This window comes from Roseateles sp. GW821-FHT09G03, from assembly GCF_059416045.1.
The window spans coordinates 133,180-150,847 of record NZ_JBWKOK010000008.1; the positions used below are offsets into that span (position 1 = coordinate 133,180).

13 protein-coding genes and 3 tRNA genes are annotated in these 17,668 nt (G+C 67.4%); 12 read left to right on the forward strand and 4 right to left on the reverse strand.

Going from position 1 to position 17,668, the window contains the following annotated elements; all coding sequences use genetic code 11:
- Nucleotide 1 precedes the first annotated feature (1 nt).
- The 4 genes from AC07OZ_RS24985 to AC07OZ_RS25000 all read left to right on the forward strand — a co-directional run bounded on the left by AC07OZ_RS24985 (nt 2) and on the right by AC07OZ_RS25000 (nt 1,711).
- Nucleotides 2-77: transfer RNA gene (locus AC07OZ_RS24985), tRNA-Gly, on the forward strand.
- A 49-nt stretch (nt 78-126) separates the two neighbouring features.
- A tRNA-Gly gene (locus tag AC07OZ_RS24990) sits at nt 127-202 on the forward strand.
- Nucleotides 203-302: 100 nt separating this feature from the next.
- Nucleotides 303-390 (forward strand) — tRNA-Leu (locus AC07OZ_RS24995).
- A 28-nt stretch (nt 391-418) separates the two neighbouring features.
- Nucleotides 419-1,711: an MFS transporter gene (locus tag AC07OZ_RS25000; RefSeq protein WP_495469763.1), complete on the forward strand. Its 1,293-nt coding sequence runs from the start codon at nt 419-421 to the stop codon at nt 1,709-1,711.
- A 31-nt stretch (nt 1,712-1,742) separates the two neighbouring features.
- Here the strand turns inward: AC07OZ_RS25000 and murI are convergent, their stop codons facing one another.
- Nucleotides 1,743-2,588, reverse strand: a complete 846-nt coding sequence (murI, locus tag AC07OZ_RS25005) for a glutamate racemase (protein WP_495469764.1) — start codon at nt 2,586-2,588, stop codon at nt 1,743-1,745.
- A gap of 275 nt (nt 2,589-2,863) precedes the next feature.
- Between murI and AC07OZ_RS25010 the strand changes: the two genes are divergently transcribed.
- The 8 genes from AC07OZ_RS25010 (at nt 2,864) to AC07OZ_RS25045 (ending at nt 13,707) form a co-directional block, all read left to right on the forward strand.
- Nucleotides 2,864-3,619, forward strand: coding sequence for an electron transfer flavoprotein subunit beta/FixA family protein (locus AC07OZ_RS25010; RefSeq protein ID WP_088403557.1), 756 nt, complete (start codon nt 2,864-2,866; stop codon nt 3,617-3,619).
- Nucleotides 3,620-3,647: 28 nt separating this feature from the next.
- Nucleotides 3,648-4,577 carry an electron transfer flavoprotein subunit alpha/FixB family protein gene (locus tag AC07OZ_RS25015; RefSeq protein WP_088403558.1) on the forward strand — a complete coding sequence of 310 codons (930 nt, stop codon included), beginning with the start codon at nt 3,648-3,650 and terminating at the stop codon, nt 4,575-4,577.
- A gap of 100 nt (nt 4,578-4,677) precedes the next feature.
- Nucleotides 4,678-6,471, forward strand: a complete 1,794-nt coding sequence (locus AC07OZ_RS25020; RefSeq protein ID WP_495469765.1) for an acyl-CoA dehydrogenase — start codon at nt 4,678-4,680, stop codon at nt 6,469-6,471.
- A 27-nt stretch (nt 6,472-6,498) separates the two neighbouring features.
- Nucleotides 6,499-7,452, forward strand: a complete 954-nt coding sequence (locus AC07OZ_RS25025; protein ID WP_495469766.1) for an NAD(P)H-dependent flavin oxidoreductase — start codon at nt 6,499-6,501, stop codon at nt 7,450-7,452.
- Nucleotides 7,453-7,844: 392 nt separating this feature from the next.
- The gene (locus tag AC07OZ_RS25030; RefSeq protein WP_495469767.1) at nt 7,845-9,386 is read left to right on the forward strand and encodes a methyl-accepting chemotaxis protein; all 1,542 of its coding nucleotides are present in this window, start codon (nt 7,845-7,847) and stop codon (nt 9,384-9,386) included.
- A 280-nt stretch (nt 9,387-9,666) separates the two neighbouring features.
- Nucleotides 9,667-12,456 (forward strand): 2-oxoglutarate dehydrogenase E1 component, encoded by a 2,790-nt coding sequence (locus AC07OZ_RS25035; RefSeq protein WP_495469768.1) that lies wholly within the window; start codon nt 9,667-9,669, stop codon nt 12,454-12,456.
- 85 nt (nt 12,457-12,541) lie between these two features.
- Complete coding sequence (locus tag AC07OZ_RS25040; protein WP_495469769.1) at nt 12,542-13,129, forward strand: hypothetical protein; 588 nt, start codon at nt 12,542-12,544, stop codon at nt 13,127-13,129.
- 8 nt (nt 13,130-13,137) lie between these two features.
- Nucleotides 13,138-13,707: a type II TA system antitoxin MqsA family protein gene (locus AC07OZ_RS25045; RefSeq protein WP_495469770.1), complete on the forward strand. Its 570-nt coding sequence runs from the start codon at nt 13,138-13,140 to the stop codon at nt 13,705-13,707.
- 33 nt (nt 13,708-13,740) lie between these two features.
- Here AC07OZ_RS25045 and AC07OZ_RS25050 read toward each other — a convergent pair whose 3' ends face one another.
- The 3 genes from AC07OZ_RS25050 to AC07OZ_RS25060 form a co-directional block, all read right to left on the reverse strand.
- Entirely contained in the window at nt 13,741-15,348 is a 1,608-nt protein-coding gene (locus AC07OZ_RS25050) for an ABC transporter substrate-binding protein (RefSeq protein ID WP_495469771.1), read from the reverse strand.
- Nucleotides 15,349-15,525: 177 nt separating this feature from the next.
- Complete coding sequence (locus tag AC07OZ_RS25055; RefSeq protein ID WP_495469772.1) at nt 15,526-17,148, reverse strand: ABC transporter substrate-binding protein; 1,623 nt, start codon at nt 17,146-17,148, stop codon at nt 15,526-15,528.
- A gap of 70 nt (nt 17,149-17,218) precedes the next feature.
- On the reverse strand, nt 17,219-17,638 hold the full coding sequence (locus AC07OZ_RS25060; protein ID WP_495469773.1) for a hypothetical protein: 420 nt from the start codon (nt 17,636-17,638) through the stop codon (nt 17,219-17,221).
- Between the last annotated feature and the right edge of the window lie 30 nt (nt 17,639-17,668).

A 17,668-nucleotide genomic window follows, 5' to 3' on the forward strand; every position in this document is an offset into this window, starting at 1 on the left:
TGCGGGAATAGCTCAGTTGGTAGAGCGCAACCTTGCCAAGGTTGAGGTCGCGAGTTCGAGCCTCGTTTCCCGCTCCAACGACACCAAAGGTCGGTGGGGTGATTCATCATTCCGCTGTCCTGCGATGCGGGAATAGCTCAGTTGGTAGAGCGCAACCTTGCCAAGGTTGAGGTCGCGAGTTCGAGCCTCGTTTCCCGCTCCAAACACTCCAAAGGGAAGCCCATCCGGCTTCCCTTTTTTCTTTGTCGGTGGCCGTGATAATGCGCGCTCACTCCGACATGGAATCGATGCGGAGTCGTCGCGCCTCGATGGTGAAATTGGTAGACACAGCGGACTTAAAATCCGCCGCCCTCAACCGGCGTACGGGTTCGAGTCCCGTTCGAGGCACCAAGCGACCGGCTTCCAGAGACCGCAGCGCATGGGCATGTTTGTGCAGGAACTGTTGAACCCGGGCGTTCGCAAACGCGAAGTCTTCGGCTGGTCGATGTATGACTTCGCCAACTCGGGCTACACGACCGTCGTCCTGACCGCCGTCTACAACGCCTACTTCGTCGGCGTGATCGCCAAGGGCCAGCCGTCGGCGACGCTGCTCTGGACCGTGCTGATCGCCGTCTCCAGCTTCCTCGTGATGGTGACGATGCCGGGCCTCGGGGCGTGGGCTGACGCCCATGGGGCGAAGAAGAAACTGCTGGGGCTCTGCACGCTCGGCTGCGTACTGTCGACCGCCGCGCTGGCGGTGTTCGGCGCTGGGCAGTTGTGGTGGGCCGCGACGGCGGTCGTGATCTCCAACGTGTTCTTCTCCTATGGCGAATCGCTGATCGCGGCCTTCCTTCCGGAACTCGCGCGGCGCGATGCGCTCGGCCGCGTGTCGGGTTGGGGCTGGGCTTTCGGTTATCTCGGCGGGATGCTCGCGCTCGGCCTGTGTCTGGGCTATGTGCTGAGCGCGCAGGCGCGTGGAGACACGGCCGATCACTTCGTGCCGGTCACGATGCTGATCACCGCCGGCTTGTATCTCCTCGCCGCGCTGCCGACCTTCCTGCTGCTGCGCGAGCGCGCCGACCCCTGCGCCACGCGCCGCGCGGCGCGCATGGGGTCAGGTCTTTCCCAACTGTGGGCGTCCTGGCAGCGTGCGCGTGCGTATCCCGACTTTCTGCGGCTGCTGGCCTGCGGGACGAGCTACCAGGCCGGGATCGCTGTCGTCATCGCACTTGCCGCCGTTTATGCGGAGCAGGCGCTCGGCTTCACACAGGCACAGACGATGACCTTGGTGTTCCTCGTGAACATCGCTTCTGCCGTCGGTGCCTTCCTGTTCGGCTACTACGAGGACCGCATCGGTCACCAGCCCGCGCTCGCGGTGACGCTGGTCGGTTGGATGGTGATGACGCTGCTGGCCTTCCTGGCGACGAGCGCCTGGCTCTTCTGGATCGCCGCGGTGATCGCGGGCCTGTGCATGGGTTCCAGCCAGTCCTGCGGACGCGCGCTTGCCGGCGCACTCGCGCCGCACGACCGCCTCGCCGAGTTCTTCGGCCTGTGGACCTTCGCCACGCGCCTCGCCGCGATCATCGGCCCGCTGACCTACGGCGCGGTCACGGTGCTGACAGCGGGCAACCACCGGCTCGCGATCCTCGCGACCGGCGTCTTCTTCGTGCTGGGATACTGGTTGCTGAGGCGCGTCGACATGACGCGTGGACTCGCGCGGGCGCTGATCTGAGTCCGATCCGACGCGAGTCTCGCCGAGAGGTTCAGGCCGCGATGCGCGTCGCCGTCGCGTCGCGCCACCCGAGCGCCTCGCGCGCCAGATGCTGCAGTGACGCGGGATCGCCAGTGCTTTCGAGCACGATCGCCGCAGGGCCCGACGCGCTGAGGCCGAGGCCCTCCCACACACGCCTCGCCTGACGCGCCACGGCGTCCTCGATGTTGAGCAACTGCACGCCGTCACCGAGCGCGGCCTGGATGCGCGCTTGCACCAGCGGATAGTGGGTGCAGCCGAGCAGCACCGTGTCGACGCCGCGTGCCCGCAGCGGCACGCAGAAGCGCTCGATCAGATCGCCGAGTTCGGCGCTGCGCAGATCGCCTTGCTCGATCAGCGTGACCAGTCCCGGGCAAGGCTGGCTGATCAACTCGACATCGCCAGCGTGTGCCGCGACGAGCTGCTCGAAGCGTTGGCTCGCGATCGTCGCCGTCGTGGCCATCACGCCGATGCGACCGTTGCGCGTCGCGGCCACGGCCGGCTTCACGCCCGGCTCGATGCCCACGACCGGCCAGTCCGGCCAACGCTCGCGCATGGCTTGCACCGCGTGCGCTGTCGCCGTGTTGCAGGCCACGACCGCCATTCGGGCGCCGACCTCGCGCAGGCGCTCGGCCACGCGCACGCTGCGCTCGACGATGTACGCGCTGCTGCGATCCCCATAGGGCGCGTGCGCGGTGTCCGCGACGTAGTGCAGCGGCACCTCGGGCAGTTGCTCGCGCAGCGCCTTCAGCACGGTCAGTCCGCCGACGCCGGAATCGAAGACCCCGATGCAGGGGACGCGCGGGTCGGGCTGGGGGGCGTCCGCGGGGGAGGTCGATGGAGCGGTCAGGGGCGGCACGGAACTCGTCGTCGTCATCGTGGGGGTGGCGTGTCGGGAGCGGAGTCTAGAGGAATCCCTCATTCCTGCCGCGAACCGCTTGGCAGCCGCCAATCGATGGCTAGAATAGAACGATCGTTCGTTTTATTTTCGAGCCAGCGCCGAGGAGACGCTCGCGGTTTTCCGGGATGCCCGGGACGGGAGCAGGGGTGCATGACGGCTGGGAGACACGGGAGCGCCCCGGGGCTCCCATAGAATCTGATTAACGTTAACGTCAATCCGCTTGGAGTGCTTCGATGAAGGTATTGGTCCCCGTCAAACGAGTCGTCGATTACAACGTCAAGGTGCGCGTCAAGAGTGACGGGACCGGCGTGGACATCGCCAACGTGAAGATGTCCATGAACCCCTTCGACGAGATCGCCGTCGAGGAGGCCGTCCGCCTGAAGGAGAAGGGTGTGGTCACCGAGGTGATCGCCGTCTCCTGCGGCGTCACGCAGTGCCAGGAAACGCTGCGCACGGCGATGGCCATCGGCGCCGACCGCGCGATCCTGGTCGAGACCCCCGCCGACCTCGAGCTGCAGCCGCTGGCCGTGGCCAAGCTGCTGAAGGCGCTGGTCGACAAGGAACAGCCGCAGCTGGTGATCCTGGGCAAGCAGGCCATCGACGACGATTGCAACCAGACCGGCCAGATGCTGGCCGCGCTGACCGGCCTGCCGCAAGGCACGTTCGCGTCGAAGGTGGAAGTCGCCGACGGCAAGGTCAACGTGACGCGTGAAGTCGACGGCGGCCTGGAGACGGTCAGCCTGACGCTGCCCGCGGTCGTGACGACCGACCTGCGCCTGAACGAGCCGCGTTACGTGACGCTGCCCAACATCATGAAGGCGAAGAAGAAGCAGCTCGACGTGGTCAAGCCCGCCGACCTGGGCGTGGACGTGTCGCCGCGCATCAAGACGCTGTCGGTCGCAGAGCCGCCCAAGCGCAGCGCCGGCATCAAGGTGCCGGACGTGGCCACGCTGGTCACGAAGCTGAAGACCGAGGCCAAGGTCATCTGAGCCGCAGAACAAGATCCGGAGATAAGACATGACCATCCTCGTCATCGCTGAACACGACAACGCTTCGCTCAAGGGCGCCACGCACCACGTCGTCACCGCCGCCGCCGCCATCGGGGGCGACGTGCACGTGCTGGTCGTCGGCTCGAACGCCGGCGCCGCCGCGCAGGCCGCCGCGAAGATCTCGGGCGTCGCCAAGGTGCTGCACGCCGACGGCGCGCAGTTCGCCGACGGCCTGGCCGAGAACGTCGCCGCCCAGGTGATCGCCATCGCCAAGGACTACTCGCATCTGCTGTTCCCGGCGACCGCCGCCGGCAAGAACGTCGCGCCGCGCGTCGCCGCGCTGCTGGACGTCGGCCAGGTGAGCGACATCACCAAGGTCGTCAGCCCCGACACCTTCGAGCGCCCGATCTACGCCGGCAACGCGATCGCGACCGTGCAGTCGACGGACGCCGTCAAGGTGATCACCGTGCGCACGACCGGTTTCGACTCCGCGGCCGAAGGCGGCAGCGCCGCCGTTGAATCGCTGTCCGGCGTGGCCGACAGCGGCAAGAGCAGCTTCGTCGGCCGTGAGGTGACGAAGAGCGATCGCCCCGAGCTGACCGCCGCGAAGATCATCGTGTCGGGCGGCCGCGCGCTGGGCAGCAGCGACAAGTTCAACGAAGTGCTGACCCCGCTGGCCGACAAGCTGAACGCCGCGCTGGGCGCCTCGCGCGCCGCGGTGGACGCGGGTTACGCGCCCAACGACTGGCAGGTCGGACAGACCGGCAAGATCGTCGCGCCGCAGCTGTACATCGCCGCCGGCATCTCCGGCGCGATCCAGCATCTGGCCGGCATGAAGGACTCCAAGGTGATCGTCGCGATCAACAAGGATCCGGAAGCGCCGATCTTCTCGGTGGCCGACTACGGTCTGGAAGCTGACCTGTTCGTGGCCGTCCCCGAACTCGTCAAGGCGCTGTAATCGATCGCTGAGAAACGCGACGGCGAAGACCGTCGCCGACAAGACCAAGGGCGCCCGCCGACGACGCGCGGCGCCCTTTTTTCATCCGGAGACAACCCCCATGACCTACCGCGCCCCGATCAAGGACATGCTGTTCGACATGCAGGCCCTGGCCGGCCTGCAGACGCTGGCCGAGCAGATCCCCGCGTTCGCCGACCACGGCCTGGACACCGCGCAGGCGGTGCTCGAGGAATCGGCCAAGCTGAACGAGGACGTGATCGCGCCGCTGAACGTCGAAGGCGACAGGAACCCGTCGTACTGGAAGAACGGCGAGGTCTTCGCGACGCCGGGCTTCAAGGCCGCGTTCAAGCAGTACGCCGAGGGCGGCTGGCAGGGGCTGCAGCATCCGGAGGCCTACGGGGGTCAGGCCTTGCCCAAGACCATCGGCGCGGCTTGCGGCGAGATCGTGCAGGCGGCCAACGTCAGCTTCGCGCTGTGCCCGCTGCTGACCGACGGCGCGATCGAGGCGCTGCTGGTCGCGGGCTCGGAGGAGCAGAAGCAGACCTTCATCCCCAAGCTCATCTCCGGCGAGTGGACCGGCACGATGAACCTGACCGAGCCGCAGGCCGGCTCGGACCTGGCGATGGTGCGCACCCGCGCCGAGCCGCAGGGCGACGGCACCTACAAGGTCTTCGGCACGAAGATCTTCATCACCTGGGGCGAGCACGACATGGCGGACAACATCGTCCACCTGGTGCTCGCGCGCGTGCCCGGCGCGCCGGAAGGCGTGAAGGGCATTAGCCTGTTCCTGGTGTCGAAGTTCCTGGTGAACGCCGACGGCTCGCTGGGCGCCCGCAACGACGCGCACTGCGTGTCGATCGAGCACAAGCTCGGCATCAAGGCGAGCCCGACGGCCGTCCTTCAGTTCGGCGACCACGGCGGCGCCATCGGCACGCTGATCGGCGAAGAGAATCGTGGCCTCGAATACATGTTCATCATGATGAACGCGGCCCGCTTCGGCGTCGGCGTGCAGGGCATCGCGGTGGCGGATCGCGCATACCAGAAGGCGGTCGAGTACGCGAAGGACCGCGTGCAGTCGCGTCCGGTCGACGGCTCCTCGAAGGAGGCCGCGGCGATCATCCATCACCCCGACGTGCGACGCATGCTCATGACGCAGCGCGCGCTGGTCGAAGGCTGCCGCGCGATGGCGATCGACGCCGCCGCCGCCTACGACATGGCCCATCACCACGAGGATGCCGAGACGCGCCAGCAGGCGCAGGCCTTCTACGAGTTCATGGTGCCGCTGGTGAAGGGCTACAGCACCGAGATGAGCCTGGAGGTCACCTCGCTGGGCGTGCAGGTGCACGGCGGCATGGGCTTCATCGAGGAGACCGGCGCGGCGCAGTACTACCGCGACGCGCGCATCCTGCCGATCTATGAAGGCACGACGGCGATCCAGGCCAACGACCTGGTCGGGCGCAAGACGGTGCGCGACGGCGGCGCCTTCGCGCGCAGCGTGGCGGCGCAGGTCGAGGAGACCGAAGGCGCGCTGGCCGCCAACGGCAGCGCCGACGCGCAGGCGGTGCGCACGCAGCTGGCGGCGGCACGCGCGGCTTTCGTCGAGGTCGTCGATTTCATCGCGGCCAACGGCAAGGCCAAGCCGAACGCGGCTTTCGCGGGCTCGGTGCCTTACCTCATGGTCGGCGGCAACCTGATGGCGGGCTGGCAGCTGGCGCGTTCGCTGCTCGCCGCGCAGGAGCTGAAGGCAGCCGGCGAGGACGTCGCCTTCATGGACGCCAAGATCGCCACCGCGCGTTTCTACGCCGAGCACATCCTGCCCCGCTGCGCCGCGCAGCGCGACGCGGTCGTCAATGGCGCGGACAGCGTGATGGCGTTGCCCATCGACGCGTTCTGACCAGATTCATCGAAGAGGAGACACGAGGTGGCACTTCCCCCGCTGTTCAACAAGCTGCGTCTGCCGGTCATCGGCTCGCCGCTGTTCATCATCAGCAACCCCAAGCTGGTGATCGCGCAATGCAAGGCCGGCATCGTCGGCTCGATGCCGTCGCTGAACGCGCGTCCGGCCGAGCTGCTCGACGACTGGCTCGCCGAGATCACCGAGACGCTGGCCGCGCATGACCGCGCGCATCCGGAGTCGCCGGCCGCGCCCTTCGCGATCAACCAGATCGTGCACAAGAGCAACGACCGGCTCGATCACGACATGGCCCTGTGCGCCAAGTACAAGGTGCCTATCGTGATCACCTCGCTGGGCGCGCGCGAGGACGTCAACGCCGCGGTGCACGGCTGGGGCGGCATCGTGCTGCACGACATCATCAACAACAAGTTCGCGAAGAAGGCGATCGAGAAGGGCGCCGACGGCCTGATCGCCGTGGCGGCGGGCGCGGGCGGCCATGCCGGCGTGAAGAGCCCGTTCGCGCTGATCCAGGAGATCCGCGAGTGGTTCGACGGCCCGCTGGCGCTGTCAGGCTCCATGGCCAGCGGCGACGCGATCCTCGCGGCGCAGGCGATGGGCGCGGACCTCGCGTACATCGGCTCGGCCTTCATCGCGACGCAGGAAGCGCGCGCGTCGGACGACTACAAGCAGATGATCGTCGAGAGCAACAGCGACGACATCGTCTACAGCAACCTCTTCACCGGCGTGCACGGCAACTACCTGAAGGGCTCGATCGTGAAGGCCGGCCTGGATCCGGAGAACCTCCCCGAAAGCGATCCGACGAAGATGAACTTCGGCGGCACCGGCGCGAAGGCCTGGAAGGACGTCTGGGGCAGCGGCCAGGGCATCGGCGCGATCCGCGAGGTGCTGCCGGCCGGCGACCTGGTGGCCCGCTTCGGTCGCGAATACCAGGCGGCGCGTGAGCGCCTCGCGCTGGCCTGACGACCGTACCCGCACCCCGCTTCACCCCTCGACGCCCCGCCTAGCGGGGCGTCGTCGTTTCTGCCTCTTCCGGTTGTCCGTTTCCTTCTTCCATTTCGCATATCCCCCGCCGTACTCCGTCCGGTTGTGCGTCCGTTCACGATCTGACGGTGAATGCCCCCTCGTCAGGGGGTGGACAAGTGCCGTACATCGCCCGCTTTGCGCGATTGACGGACTCGCTGAGCTGCCAATCGACCACCTCTGAGGCCGATTCCCGCCTGGTTCCGTTGAAAACTTCACGGCTCATGGATTTCACAACGTGATTGCTACTTTCGCATTGCTGAACTCGATAGACCTGAAATGTAAGCGGTGGTTTCATGAGCGGACATTTCGTCGTCAGGGAGAGCAAACAAATGAAATTGGCCGACGTCCGGATCGGGTCACGTCTTGCCGCGGCATTCGCGGTCGTCTTCGTCCTGCTGCTGGTCATCCTCGGCGTGGGGATCCGCGTGATCGACGGGGTCAACGCGACGATGGGGCGCGTGGTGGAGGACCGCTACGCGCTGATCGCGCTGACCACGCAGGTCAAGAGCGTGGGGGACCGCGGCGCGATCACCATCGGCCGGCTGCTGCTGGCGGGGACGCCCGAGGCGACCAAGAAGTACATGGACGAGTACGCCGGCATTCGCCAGACCAACTCGGACAACCTGGCCCGGCTCGAGAAGATGCTCGCGGACGACGAGAGCAAGCAGCTCTTCGCCGAGCAATCCGCCGCGCGCAAGGACTACGGCGCGGTGGTGCGCAAGATCTTCGACCTGCTGGCCGCGGGCGACCGCGACGGCGCGATGACGGTCTACCAGGACCAGATGGTGGGGCCCCAGGCGCGCTACTACGCGCTGATCGACAAGATGGTGGACTTCCAGGCCGCCCGCATGGCGGCGGACGTGGCCGAGGCCAACGAGCGCTCGCAGGGCGCCAAGCTCGACATGATCGTCGCGTCGGCGCTGGCGCTGCTGATGGGCGTGGCGACCGCGTTCTTCATCACACGCTCGATCACGCAGCCGATCGAGGGCGCCATCGAGCTGGCCGAGCGCGTCGCCGCCGGTGACCTGACCTATCGCATCCGCGCCAGCGGCAAGGACGAGGTGGCGCGCTTGATGTCCGCGCTGCAGAACATGGTCGAGAACCTGCACCGCATCGTCACCGAGGTCCGCACCGGCGCCGACACCATCGCCAACGCGGCGCAGGAAGTCGCGCAAGGCAACCAGGATCTGGCAGCACGCACCGAGCAGCAGGCCGCTGCGCTGGAAGAGACGGCGTCGGCGATGGAGCAACTGACGGCGTCGGTGCGCATGAGCGCCGACAACGCCGGCGAGGCCGATCGCTCGGCTTCGTCCGCGTCCGGCATCGCGACGCAGGGCGGCGAGGTGGTGGGCCAAGTCGTGCAGACGATGAGCTCGATCTCCGCGGCGTCGCGCCGCATCGTCGAGATCATCGGTGTCATCGAAGGCATCGCGTTCCAGACCAACATCCTGGCGCTCAATGCGGCGGTCGAGGCGGCGCGCGCGGGCGAGCAGGGCCGCGGCTTCGCGGTCGTGGCGTCGGAAGTGCGCAGCCTGGCGCAGCGCAGCGCGACGGCGGCCAAGGAGATCAAGCGGCTCATCGACGACTCGGTGTCGCAGGTCGAGGCCGGCGGCCGCATGGTCGAGCAGGCTGGGCAGACGATGCAGCAGGTCGTGGGCAGCATCCGGCACGTGAGCCACATCGTGACCGAGATCAGCGCGTCCAGCCGCGAGCAGAGTGCCGGCATCGAACAGGTCAATGCGGCGGTGGTGCAGATGGACGACTCCACGCAGAAGAACGCGTCGATGGTCGAGCAGAGCACGGCCGCCGCGCGCGCGCTGCAGGAGCAGGCACATCAGCTCAACGACGCCGTGCGTGCCTTCGCGCTATGAGGACGCCATGCGTGCGCGTCGCTTGAGCGCGCCGTGATCGAGATTTGAATCCGCGAGCGACGGCCACGCGCCGTCGCTCCAGGTTGGAGGGGACTGGAGACAGGATCGGCCGCAGAGCCGGGAGGTCACGCAGGCCCGGGAGGATCCGACCGCCGTTCCATCGCAGGCCCGCGCGGGCCGCGAGGGACAGGCACAGGTGCCGCAGAGCGCCGGGGGTCGCCCGGAGGCGTGACGAGCAGGGCTCATCCGAGCCGCGTCAGTCAACGTCAAGGGAGTCGACATGTCCGTGAACACCTCGTTCGGGCGCCACGCCTGGGCGCTCCGCTGCCGTTTCGATCGCGACACCGATCCGTCGGACGCGAGCGCATCGCCGGCCGCATCACCGTCTTCTTCACCGCGTCTGCGGCCCGGCATCGCCGCGCTGATCGACGCCTTCCGTCAACACGGACATCGCCGCGCGCGGCTCGATCCGTTGGCCGGGCCTCCGACCGGAGCGGATGCGGGCGCCGAACCCGATCCGGGCGGCGACGCTTCGACCGGCATGGGCGCCGGCATCGGCAACCAGACAGAGACCGACGCAGGTGTCGCGATCGACGCGAACGGCGATGTCTTCGATCTGTCGCGATTCGGCCTCGCGGACGATGACGCTGTCGCGGAGGCAGGCGCCTCGGTGCTCGGCGTCACCGACGCGCGGGCGCTTCGCCAGCGCCTGAGCGCGCTGTACTGCGGCGCCTTGGCGCTCGACCTGAGCGCGGTGCGCGACGAGTCGCGCCGCGCTTGGTGGAGCGCGCGTTTCGAGGCGGACGATGACCTGCTGTCCGCCGATGCGGCACGCACGTTGCTGCGCCGGCTCGCGCGCGTCGAAGGCTGGGAGCGGCATCTGGCCGATCGCTTTCCGCATGGCAAGCGTTTCTCGCTGGAGGGCAATGAGGCGCTGCTGCCGCTGCTCGACGCGGTGCTGGAAGCCGGCGCGGCGCAGGGGGTGGACCAGGTGCTGATGGGCATGCCGCATCGCGGCCGCGTGAACGTGCTGGCCAATCTGATGGGTCATCCGATCGACGCGTTGATCGACTACTTCGAGCCCGCGCCCCAGCATCCGGAACGACAGCGCGACCTCGTCTACCACCTCGGCGGCACCTCGCGCGTGCAGACCGTGCACGGCGCGGTGCGCCTGCGCCTGGCGAGCAATCCCTCGCACCTGCAGAGCGTCTATCCGGTCGTCGTCGGCATGGCGCGCGCGGCGCGCTCGGCGGCGGGCGACCGGCCAGAACGCTGCATGGCCGTGGTGATGCACGGCGACGCGGCCTTCGCCGGGCAGGGCGTGGTCATGGAGACGCTGGCGCTCGGCCTGAAGCCAGGCTACGAGGTGGGCGGCGTGATCCACGTCGTCATCAACAACCAGCTCGGTTTCACCGAGCCGAACCCGATGGATGTAGCGTCGGCGCGCTACTGCACCGATCCGACGCGTGGCGTGGATGCGCCGGTGCTGCGTGTGCATGCCGACGATCCCGAGGCAGTGCTGCGCGCCGCGCGGATGGCGGTCGACTACCGGGCACGCTTCGGTACCGACGTCGTCATCGACCTCGTCGGTTATCGCCGCCTCGGTCATTCGGAACACGACGTGCCGCTGCTGACCAGTCCGGCGCTGTATCGGAGGATGCCGGCAAAGGCGGGCGTGACCGCGCTCTATGCGGAGCGCCTGAGCACGGCGGGGCGGCTCCCCTCGGCGGAGGCGGCGGCCCTTGCCGCGGCGGTCGATGCGTTCGATCCCTCGCGGCCACTGGAGAGCGGTGCGCCGATCGTCGATGACGCGGCGCCGCCGCCTGAGAAGCACGCGCCCGTCGGTGATCTGCACGATGTGCTGGAAGCGCTGGCGCAACTGCCGGAGGGCTTCGAGCCGCACCCGCTGCTGCGCGATCAGGCCAGCCGCTGGCGCGGGATGGCCGATGACGCCCGCCGTCCCGCCGACTGGTGCACGGCGGAGACGCTCGCCTGGGCGCAGGTCCTGCGCGCGGGCATGAGCGTGCGGATCTCCGGCCTGGACGTGCAGCGCGGCACGTTCCTCCATCGGCATGCGGTGTGGCACCACCAGGGACGGGAGGTCGATGGCGGGAGTGTCCCGGCGTCGAGTGCCTTGTCGACGTGGACGCCGCTGTCGCGCTTCGTCTCCGAGGGGGCGCGGCTGGAGGTGGTGAACTCGCTGCTGGCCGAAGAGGCGGTGCTCGGGTTCGAGTACGGGCACAGCGTGCAGGCCCGCGATGTGATGACGGTGTGGGAGGCGCAGTTCGGCGACTTCGTCAATGGCGCGCAGGTCTACCTCGACCAGTACCTCAGTTCCGGCGAAGAGAAGTGGGGCGACACCTCTGCGCTGACCGTGCTGCTGCCGCATGGCTATGAGGGCGTGGGGCCGGAGCACTCGAACGGTTTCCTCGCGCGCATCCTGCAGCTGTGCGGCGCGGACAACCTGCGGGTGGCGATGCCGTCGACGTCGGGCCAATACGCGGCGCTGCTGCAGCGGCAGGCGCTCGATCCGGTGCGCAAGCCGCTGATCGTGATGACGCCCAAGGCGGTGCTGCTGTCGGAGCCGCGCAGCCACACGCCCGTCGGCGTGCTCGCGGCCGGCCGCTTCGAGCCGGTGCTCGATGACGACACCGTCGACGACGCGCAGGCGGGCCGCGTACGCCGGGTGGTGCTGAGCAGTGGCAAGGTGCACTACGACCTGCTTAGCGCGCGCCAGGCGATGGCCGGCTCACTCGCCGATCCGATGGCGGGCGCCACCGCGCTGGTGCGGATCGAGCAGCTCTATCCGTTCCCCAGCGAGTCGCTGTCGGCGGTCCTGCGGCGTTACCCGCTCCTCGAGGAACTGGTCTGGACGCAGGAGGAAACGCGCAACCAGGGCGCATGGCACTTCGTCCGTGACGAACTGGAGGCGCTCCTGCCCGACGGCGCGTGGCTGTGCGAGGTCTCCCGCGCCGTGACCGCGGCGGGCGCCACAGCGTCTCCGGTGATCCACCGGTGGCAGCAGGCGGAGCTGGTCCGTCAGGCGCTGCGATTCAGCGGCCAGGACTGAACAGACATCGATTCAACACGAACGCCCCGCAGCGCGGGGCGTTTCTGTTCCACCACTGGGGATGACTTGGATAGGTCATCTCCCGATGACTGCGATGTATCAATTCGTGGTGTTCCGATCGGAATTTTGCGATCGCTCAAAGTACGGATCTGTTCTTCGGTCGATTCTTCGCCGTCACGAGCTGCCGGGTCGGTCCTCGGCGCGCGTTGATCGAGGACTTATCACGGTGATAAAATCAAGTTCAGTTCTGAGGAATGCCCGCTTCAAGCATCTTCCGGATTTCGACGGTACGGACAGTCAATGCAGGAACATCCAGCGAGGCCCGCTGTTCCGCCTGAAGCCACTGCAAGAAATTCTGCGAAGCGGTGAGTTCGATACCGATCGACTGTTGCCTGCCAATCGCGATGTACTGAAGGACATGCGTCGAGAGCGATGGACGACGCACGACGTGCTTCAGATGATCGTGAATCTGCTGGTCGGGGACTACGCGAAGTCGGAATGGGCTCGGATCGACAGCGGCAGGCGATGGGTGCCGTGCGACGTCTATCAGACGTTCTACGACAGTCTGACGCGACGACGCCATCGGCATGCGCAACCTGTCTATCTGAAGTTCTCGATCGATGAGGCTGGTGACATGACGATCCTGGTCGCTTCGTGTCACGATTCAAATTGAGGAAGCGCATGGCTGAACGCAGCAAACCTGTCTGCCCGAACTGCGGTTCGACGCGACTGAAGTCCGTGACGTTTGAGGAGACCTACCGCCCCCGCGGGACAGAGGTCGTGGTGAAGCTCCTGGGCACGAAGTGCCTCGCTTGCGGCCACGAAGCCGGCACTTGGTCGCAGCATGATGAGAACCTGAAGCGCCTCGCCGCACGGAAGACCCGCTATGACGGCTTGCTCATGGGGGAGGAGATCGTTGCACTGCGCAAGCGCTACGGCCTGACACAGCAGGCTGCCGCGAAGATCTTCGGCAAGGGGAAGATCGCGTTCTCTCGTTATGAGAACGAGGCCAGCTATCCCGACGACAGCACCACGCTGATGCTGCAGGCGGCCATCGAGATGCCCAGGTTCATCAAGTGGCTGGCCGATCGCGCCGGAGTCGAGTTGCCCATGTGGCGGCAGCGCGTGCGTGATGACGCAGCCGCACGGCGCGCGTTGCGCTTGGCGGCCGAGGCTGTGGAGCCGGCAGCGACAGCCGCAAAACCGAAGAGCCCTCGACGACGGTCCGCGCGCGCTTCCGCGCACGCGTGAGGGGACGGCGGCGTGGCCGCCGTCCGGACCAGATCACTTGATCGTCGTGAACCGCGCCTCCGGCCGGTCGTCGGAGCGGTGCGGCGTCGTGACGCTCTTCTTCATCGCCCACGGGCGCACCTGGTGGTGTAGCGGGATGAAGAACACCTCGTCGCGGATGCGCACCAGGCCTTCCTTCAGCAGCGCGTTGCGCTTGGCCACGTCGCCCTCGACCTTCGCGGCGTCGATGATCTGGTCGAGCTTCGCGTCGCTCAGCCGGAAGTAGTTGCCGCTGCCGTCCGCACCGCCCGCACGCGTGCGCGCCAGCGACTGCATCGTGTACAGCGCGTCATAGGTCGGCACGCCCCAGCCGTACAGGAACAGCGGGTACTCGAAGGCTTGGAGCTTCGGGCTGAAAGTGCTGAACGACTCGGTCTGCAGCCGCGCCTTGATGCCGACCTTGCTCCACATCGACACCACCGCGAGGCAGATCTCCTCGTCGTTGACGTAGCGGTTGTTGGGGCAGTTCATCGGCACCTCGAAACCGTTCGGGTACCCGGCGTCGGCGAGCAGCTTCTTCGCGCGCTCGGCGTCGACCTTGGTCGGCACGTCGATGTCCGGCGCGTTGCCGTTGACCCCCGGCGCGACCATGATGCCGGCCGGCACCGAGAGGCCGCGCATCGTCGCGCGCTTGATCGCCTCGCGGTCGATGGCCAGCGACATCGCCTCGCGCACGCGCTTGTCCTTGAACGGGTTCTTGCCCGTCACGCTGCTGCCCTTGAGCTGCTCGCTGCCCTGGTCCATGCCGATGAAGATCGTGCGCGTCTCGCTGCCTTCCGCGACGCTGAGCTTCGGATCGGCCTTCAGCCGGCCGACGTCCTGCGTCGGGATGTCGGACAGCAGGTCCACGTCGCCCGACAGCAGCGCCGCGACGCGCGTCGGATCGGACTTGATCGGCGTGTAGATGACCTCGTCGACATTGGTCGCGTTCTTCGCGTCCCACCAGTCCTTGTTCTGGACCATCGTGATGCGCTGGTCCGGCTGCCAGCCGGTGATGCGGTACGGGCCGGTGCCGTTGGCGTTGCGCGTCGCGAAGGTCTCTTCCTTGGCCTTGAAGTCCGGCAGGTTGGTTGCCTTGTTCTTGTCCGCCCAGGTCTTGCTCATGATGCGGAAGTCGACGAACTGGCGCAGCAGGATCGGATTGGGCGCGGCCAGGATCACGTCGATGGTGTGGCTGTCGACCTTCTTGATCTCGGTCACGCCGGCCACGAAGGGGTGCATCGTGCCCACGGGCTGCTTGATGCGCTGGAACGAGAACACCACGTCGTCCGCGGTGAACGGCGAACCGTCATGGAACTTCACGCCCTTGCGCAGCTCGAAGCGGACCTGCGTCGGGCTGACCTGCGTCCATTTCGTGGCCAGCGAGGGCTCGACCTGGTACTGGCGGTCGTAGCGCGTCAGGCCTTCATAGGCGTGCTGCGCGATGGCGTTCGTGGTGCTGTGGTTCTGCGAGTGCGGATCCAGCGTCAGCACATCGTTCTGCGCGGCCCAGCGCAGCGGGGCGGCCTGGGCGATCCCCACCATCGCCGCGAGGGCGGCGACGCAGAGGGCGGTCAGAGCGGTACGAGCGGATCGGATCGATCCGGAGTGATTCCTCGACATGAGCGGTAGCTCCCTTGGCAACGTCGTTAAGCAAACGTGAAGTCGCCTGGATGCTAGCCGCCGGGACCCTCGTCGGGAGGCCGGTCCACCCTGGGGATTGCCCCAAGGGCGGACCGGAAAATTCAGCCGCCGAGGAAGGACATCCGGGTTCCGCGCATCAATCGTCCAAGGGACCGGTCACTTGATGGTCGTGAACCGCGCTTCCGGCCGGTCGTTCGAGCGATGCAGCGTCTGCACGTTGGCGCGCATCGCCCACGGGCGCACCTGGTGGTGCAGCGGGATGAACAGGTACTGGTCGCGCGTGCGCACCAGCGCATCGCGCAGGATCGCGTCGCGCTTGGCGGTGTCGATCTCGCTCTTGGCGGCGTCGATCAGCTTGTCCAGGGCCGGGTCGCTGACCTTGGAGAAGTTGAAGCTGCCATCCGCGCCGCCGCTGCGCGTGCGCGCCAGCGCCTGCAGCGAGTAGAGCGCGTCGCGCGTGGACACGCCCCAGCCCAACATGTAGAGCGGGGCCTCGAAGCGCTGGAACAGCTGGCTGTGCTGCGACATCGGCTGCGCGGTCAGCCGCGCCGTGATGCCGATCTTGCTCCACATCGACACGACGGCCAGGCAGATCTTCTCGTCGTTGACGTAGCGGTTGTTGGGGCAGTTCAGCGGCAGCTCGAAGCCGTTCGGATACCCGGCCTCGGCGAGCAGCTTCTTCGCGCGGGCCAGGTCGGGCTTGGCGGGCTTGTCCAGCGCGGCGTCGTAGCCGTTGACGCCCGGCGGCACCATCAGCGATGCCGGCACCGACAGGCCGCGCATGATGCTGCGCTTGATGGCCTCGCGGTCGATCGCGATGGACAGCGCCTCCCGCACGCGCAGGTCCTTGAACGGGTTCTTGCCCTTCACCGAGGCCCCGCGCAATTCGTCGCTGCCCAGGTCCATCGCGAAGAAGATGGTGCGGGTCTCCGGGCCTTCGATCGACTTGAGCTTCGCATCAGCCTTCACCGCGCCGACGTCCTGGGTCGGCACTTCGGTCAGCAGGTCCACGTCGCCCGAGGTGAGCGCCGCGACGCGCGTGGGATCGGACCTGATCGGGATGTAGCTGACCTCGGTGATGTTGCCCTTGTTCTTGTCCCACCAGGCCTTGTTGATCGTCATCGAGATCTTCTGGTCGGGCTGCCACGAGATGATCTCGTACGGGCCGGTGCCGTCGGTGTGACGGCTGGCGTAGTTCTCGTCCTTGGCCTTGTAGTCGGCCATCTGCGTCGCCTTGTTCTTCTCCGCCCAGACCTTGCTCATGATCCGGAAGTCGACCAGGTTGCGCAGCAGGATCGGCTGCGGCGAGTCGAGGATCAGGTCGACGGTGAAGTCGTCGACCTTCTTGATCTCCTTGATGCCGGTGACGTAGATCTGCATCGTGCCCTGCGGCTGGCGGACGCGGTCGAAGCTGAAGATCACGTCGTCCGCGGTGAACGGCGAGCCGTCATGGAACTTCACGCCCTTGCGCAGCTCGAAGCGGACCTGCGTCGGGCTGATCTGCGTCCACTTCGTGGCCAGGCAGGGCTCGATCTCCCACTGCTCGTTGTAGCGGGTCAGGCCTTCGTAGGCGTGCTGCAGGATGGCGCTGGTGGTGGTGTGGTCCTGCGAGTGCGGGTCCAGCGTCAGCACGTCGTTCTGCGCGGCCCAGCGCAGCGGCACGGCGTGCGCACCGGGCGCGGCGGCGATCGCGCCGACCGCGATGGCCAATGACAGCGCCGTGCGGGCGCGGACGGATCGGGAAGCTCTCGGAAAGCAGAAGGTCTGGAAGCAGGACATGGGTGGACTCCGATGAAGCCTGGTCAGGCGATGCTCGGCCCATGCTATGCCCGGCGGGGGCAGGCGTTGCTTAGCGCTTCTCCGGAGATGGCGCGGATGAAGCGCCGGAAGTCGGCGAGGTCGGCAAGGTCGGTGAGGTCGGTGAGGCGGGCGCGGTCGTCGGCTCGATGTCCGCGTCGCAGCCGATGCCGGCGGCGATCATGCGCCGCGCATAGCGGCGGATCAGGCGGTTGACGAGCCCCTCCGGCTTGAACGTTCGCAACCCGACATAGCGCGTCGGATGCACCAGCATGCCGCATCGGTACTGCCGGTCGTCCTCGGACCACTGCAGCGCACGGCACGCGCCTTGGCGCTTCAGGCTGACCAGCATGCCGAGCGGGCAGGGCTCGGCGAGGCAGCACACGCCGCAGCCGTTGCACGGCGCGCCGACGGCGGGTTTGGGTGGCGCTTCCGGATGGATCCAGATGACGCTGCCTGATCGGGCGGACATGCCCCACTGTAGACGGACGCGCGTCGCCTC

Coding starts and splice junctions, on each gene's coding strand:
- AC07OZ_RS25000 (WP_495469763.1), top strand. CDS start 419: ATGGGCATGTTTGTGCAGGAACTGTTGAACCCGGGCGTTCGCAAACGC.
- AC07OZ_RS25010 (WP_088403557.1), top strand. CDS start 2,864: ATGAAGGTATTGGTCCCCGTCAAACGAGTCGTCGATTACAACGTCAAG.
- AC07OZ_RS25015 (WP_088403558.1), top strand. CDS start 3,648: ATGACCATCCTCGTCATCGCTGAACACGACAACGCTTCGCTCAAGGGC.
- AC07OZ_RS25020 (WP_495469765.1), top strand. CDS start 4,678: ATGACCTACCGCGCCCCGATCAAGGACATGCTGTTCGACATGCAGGCC.
- AC07OZ_RS25030 (WP_495469767.1), top strand. CDS start 7,845: ATGAAATTGGCCGACGTCCGGATCGGGTCACGTCTTGCCGCGGCATTC.
- AC07OZ_RS25035 (WP_495469768.1), top strand. CDS start 9,667: ATGTCCGTGAACACCTCGTTCGGGCGCCACGCCTGGGCGCTCCGCTGC.
- AC07OZ_RS25040 (WP_495469769.1), top strand. CDS start 12,542: ATGACTGCGATGTATCAATTCGTGGTGTTCCGATCGGAATTTTGCGAT.
- AC07OZ_RS25045 (WP_495469770.1), top strand. CDS start 13,138: ATGGCTGAACGCAGCAAACCTGTCTGCCCGAACTGCGGTTCGACGCGA.
- AC07OZ_RS25050 (WP_495469771.1), bottom strand. CDS start 15,348: ATGTCGAGGAATCACTCCGGATCGATCCGATCCGCTCGTACCGCTCTG.
- AC07OZ_RS25055 (WP_495469772.1), bottom strand. CDS start 17,148: ATGTCCTGCTTCCAGACCTTCTGCTTTCCGAGAGCTTCCCGATCCGTC.
- AC07OZ_RS25060 (WP_495469773.1), bottom strand. CDS start 17,638: ATGTCCGCCCGATCAGGCAGCGTCATCTGGATCCATCCGGAAGCGCCA.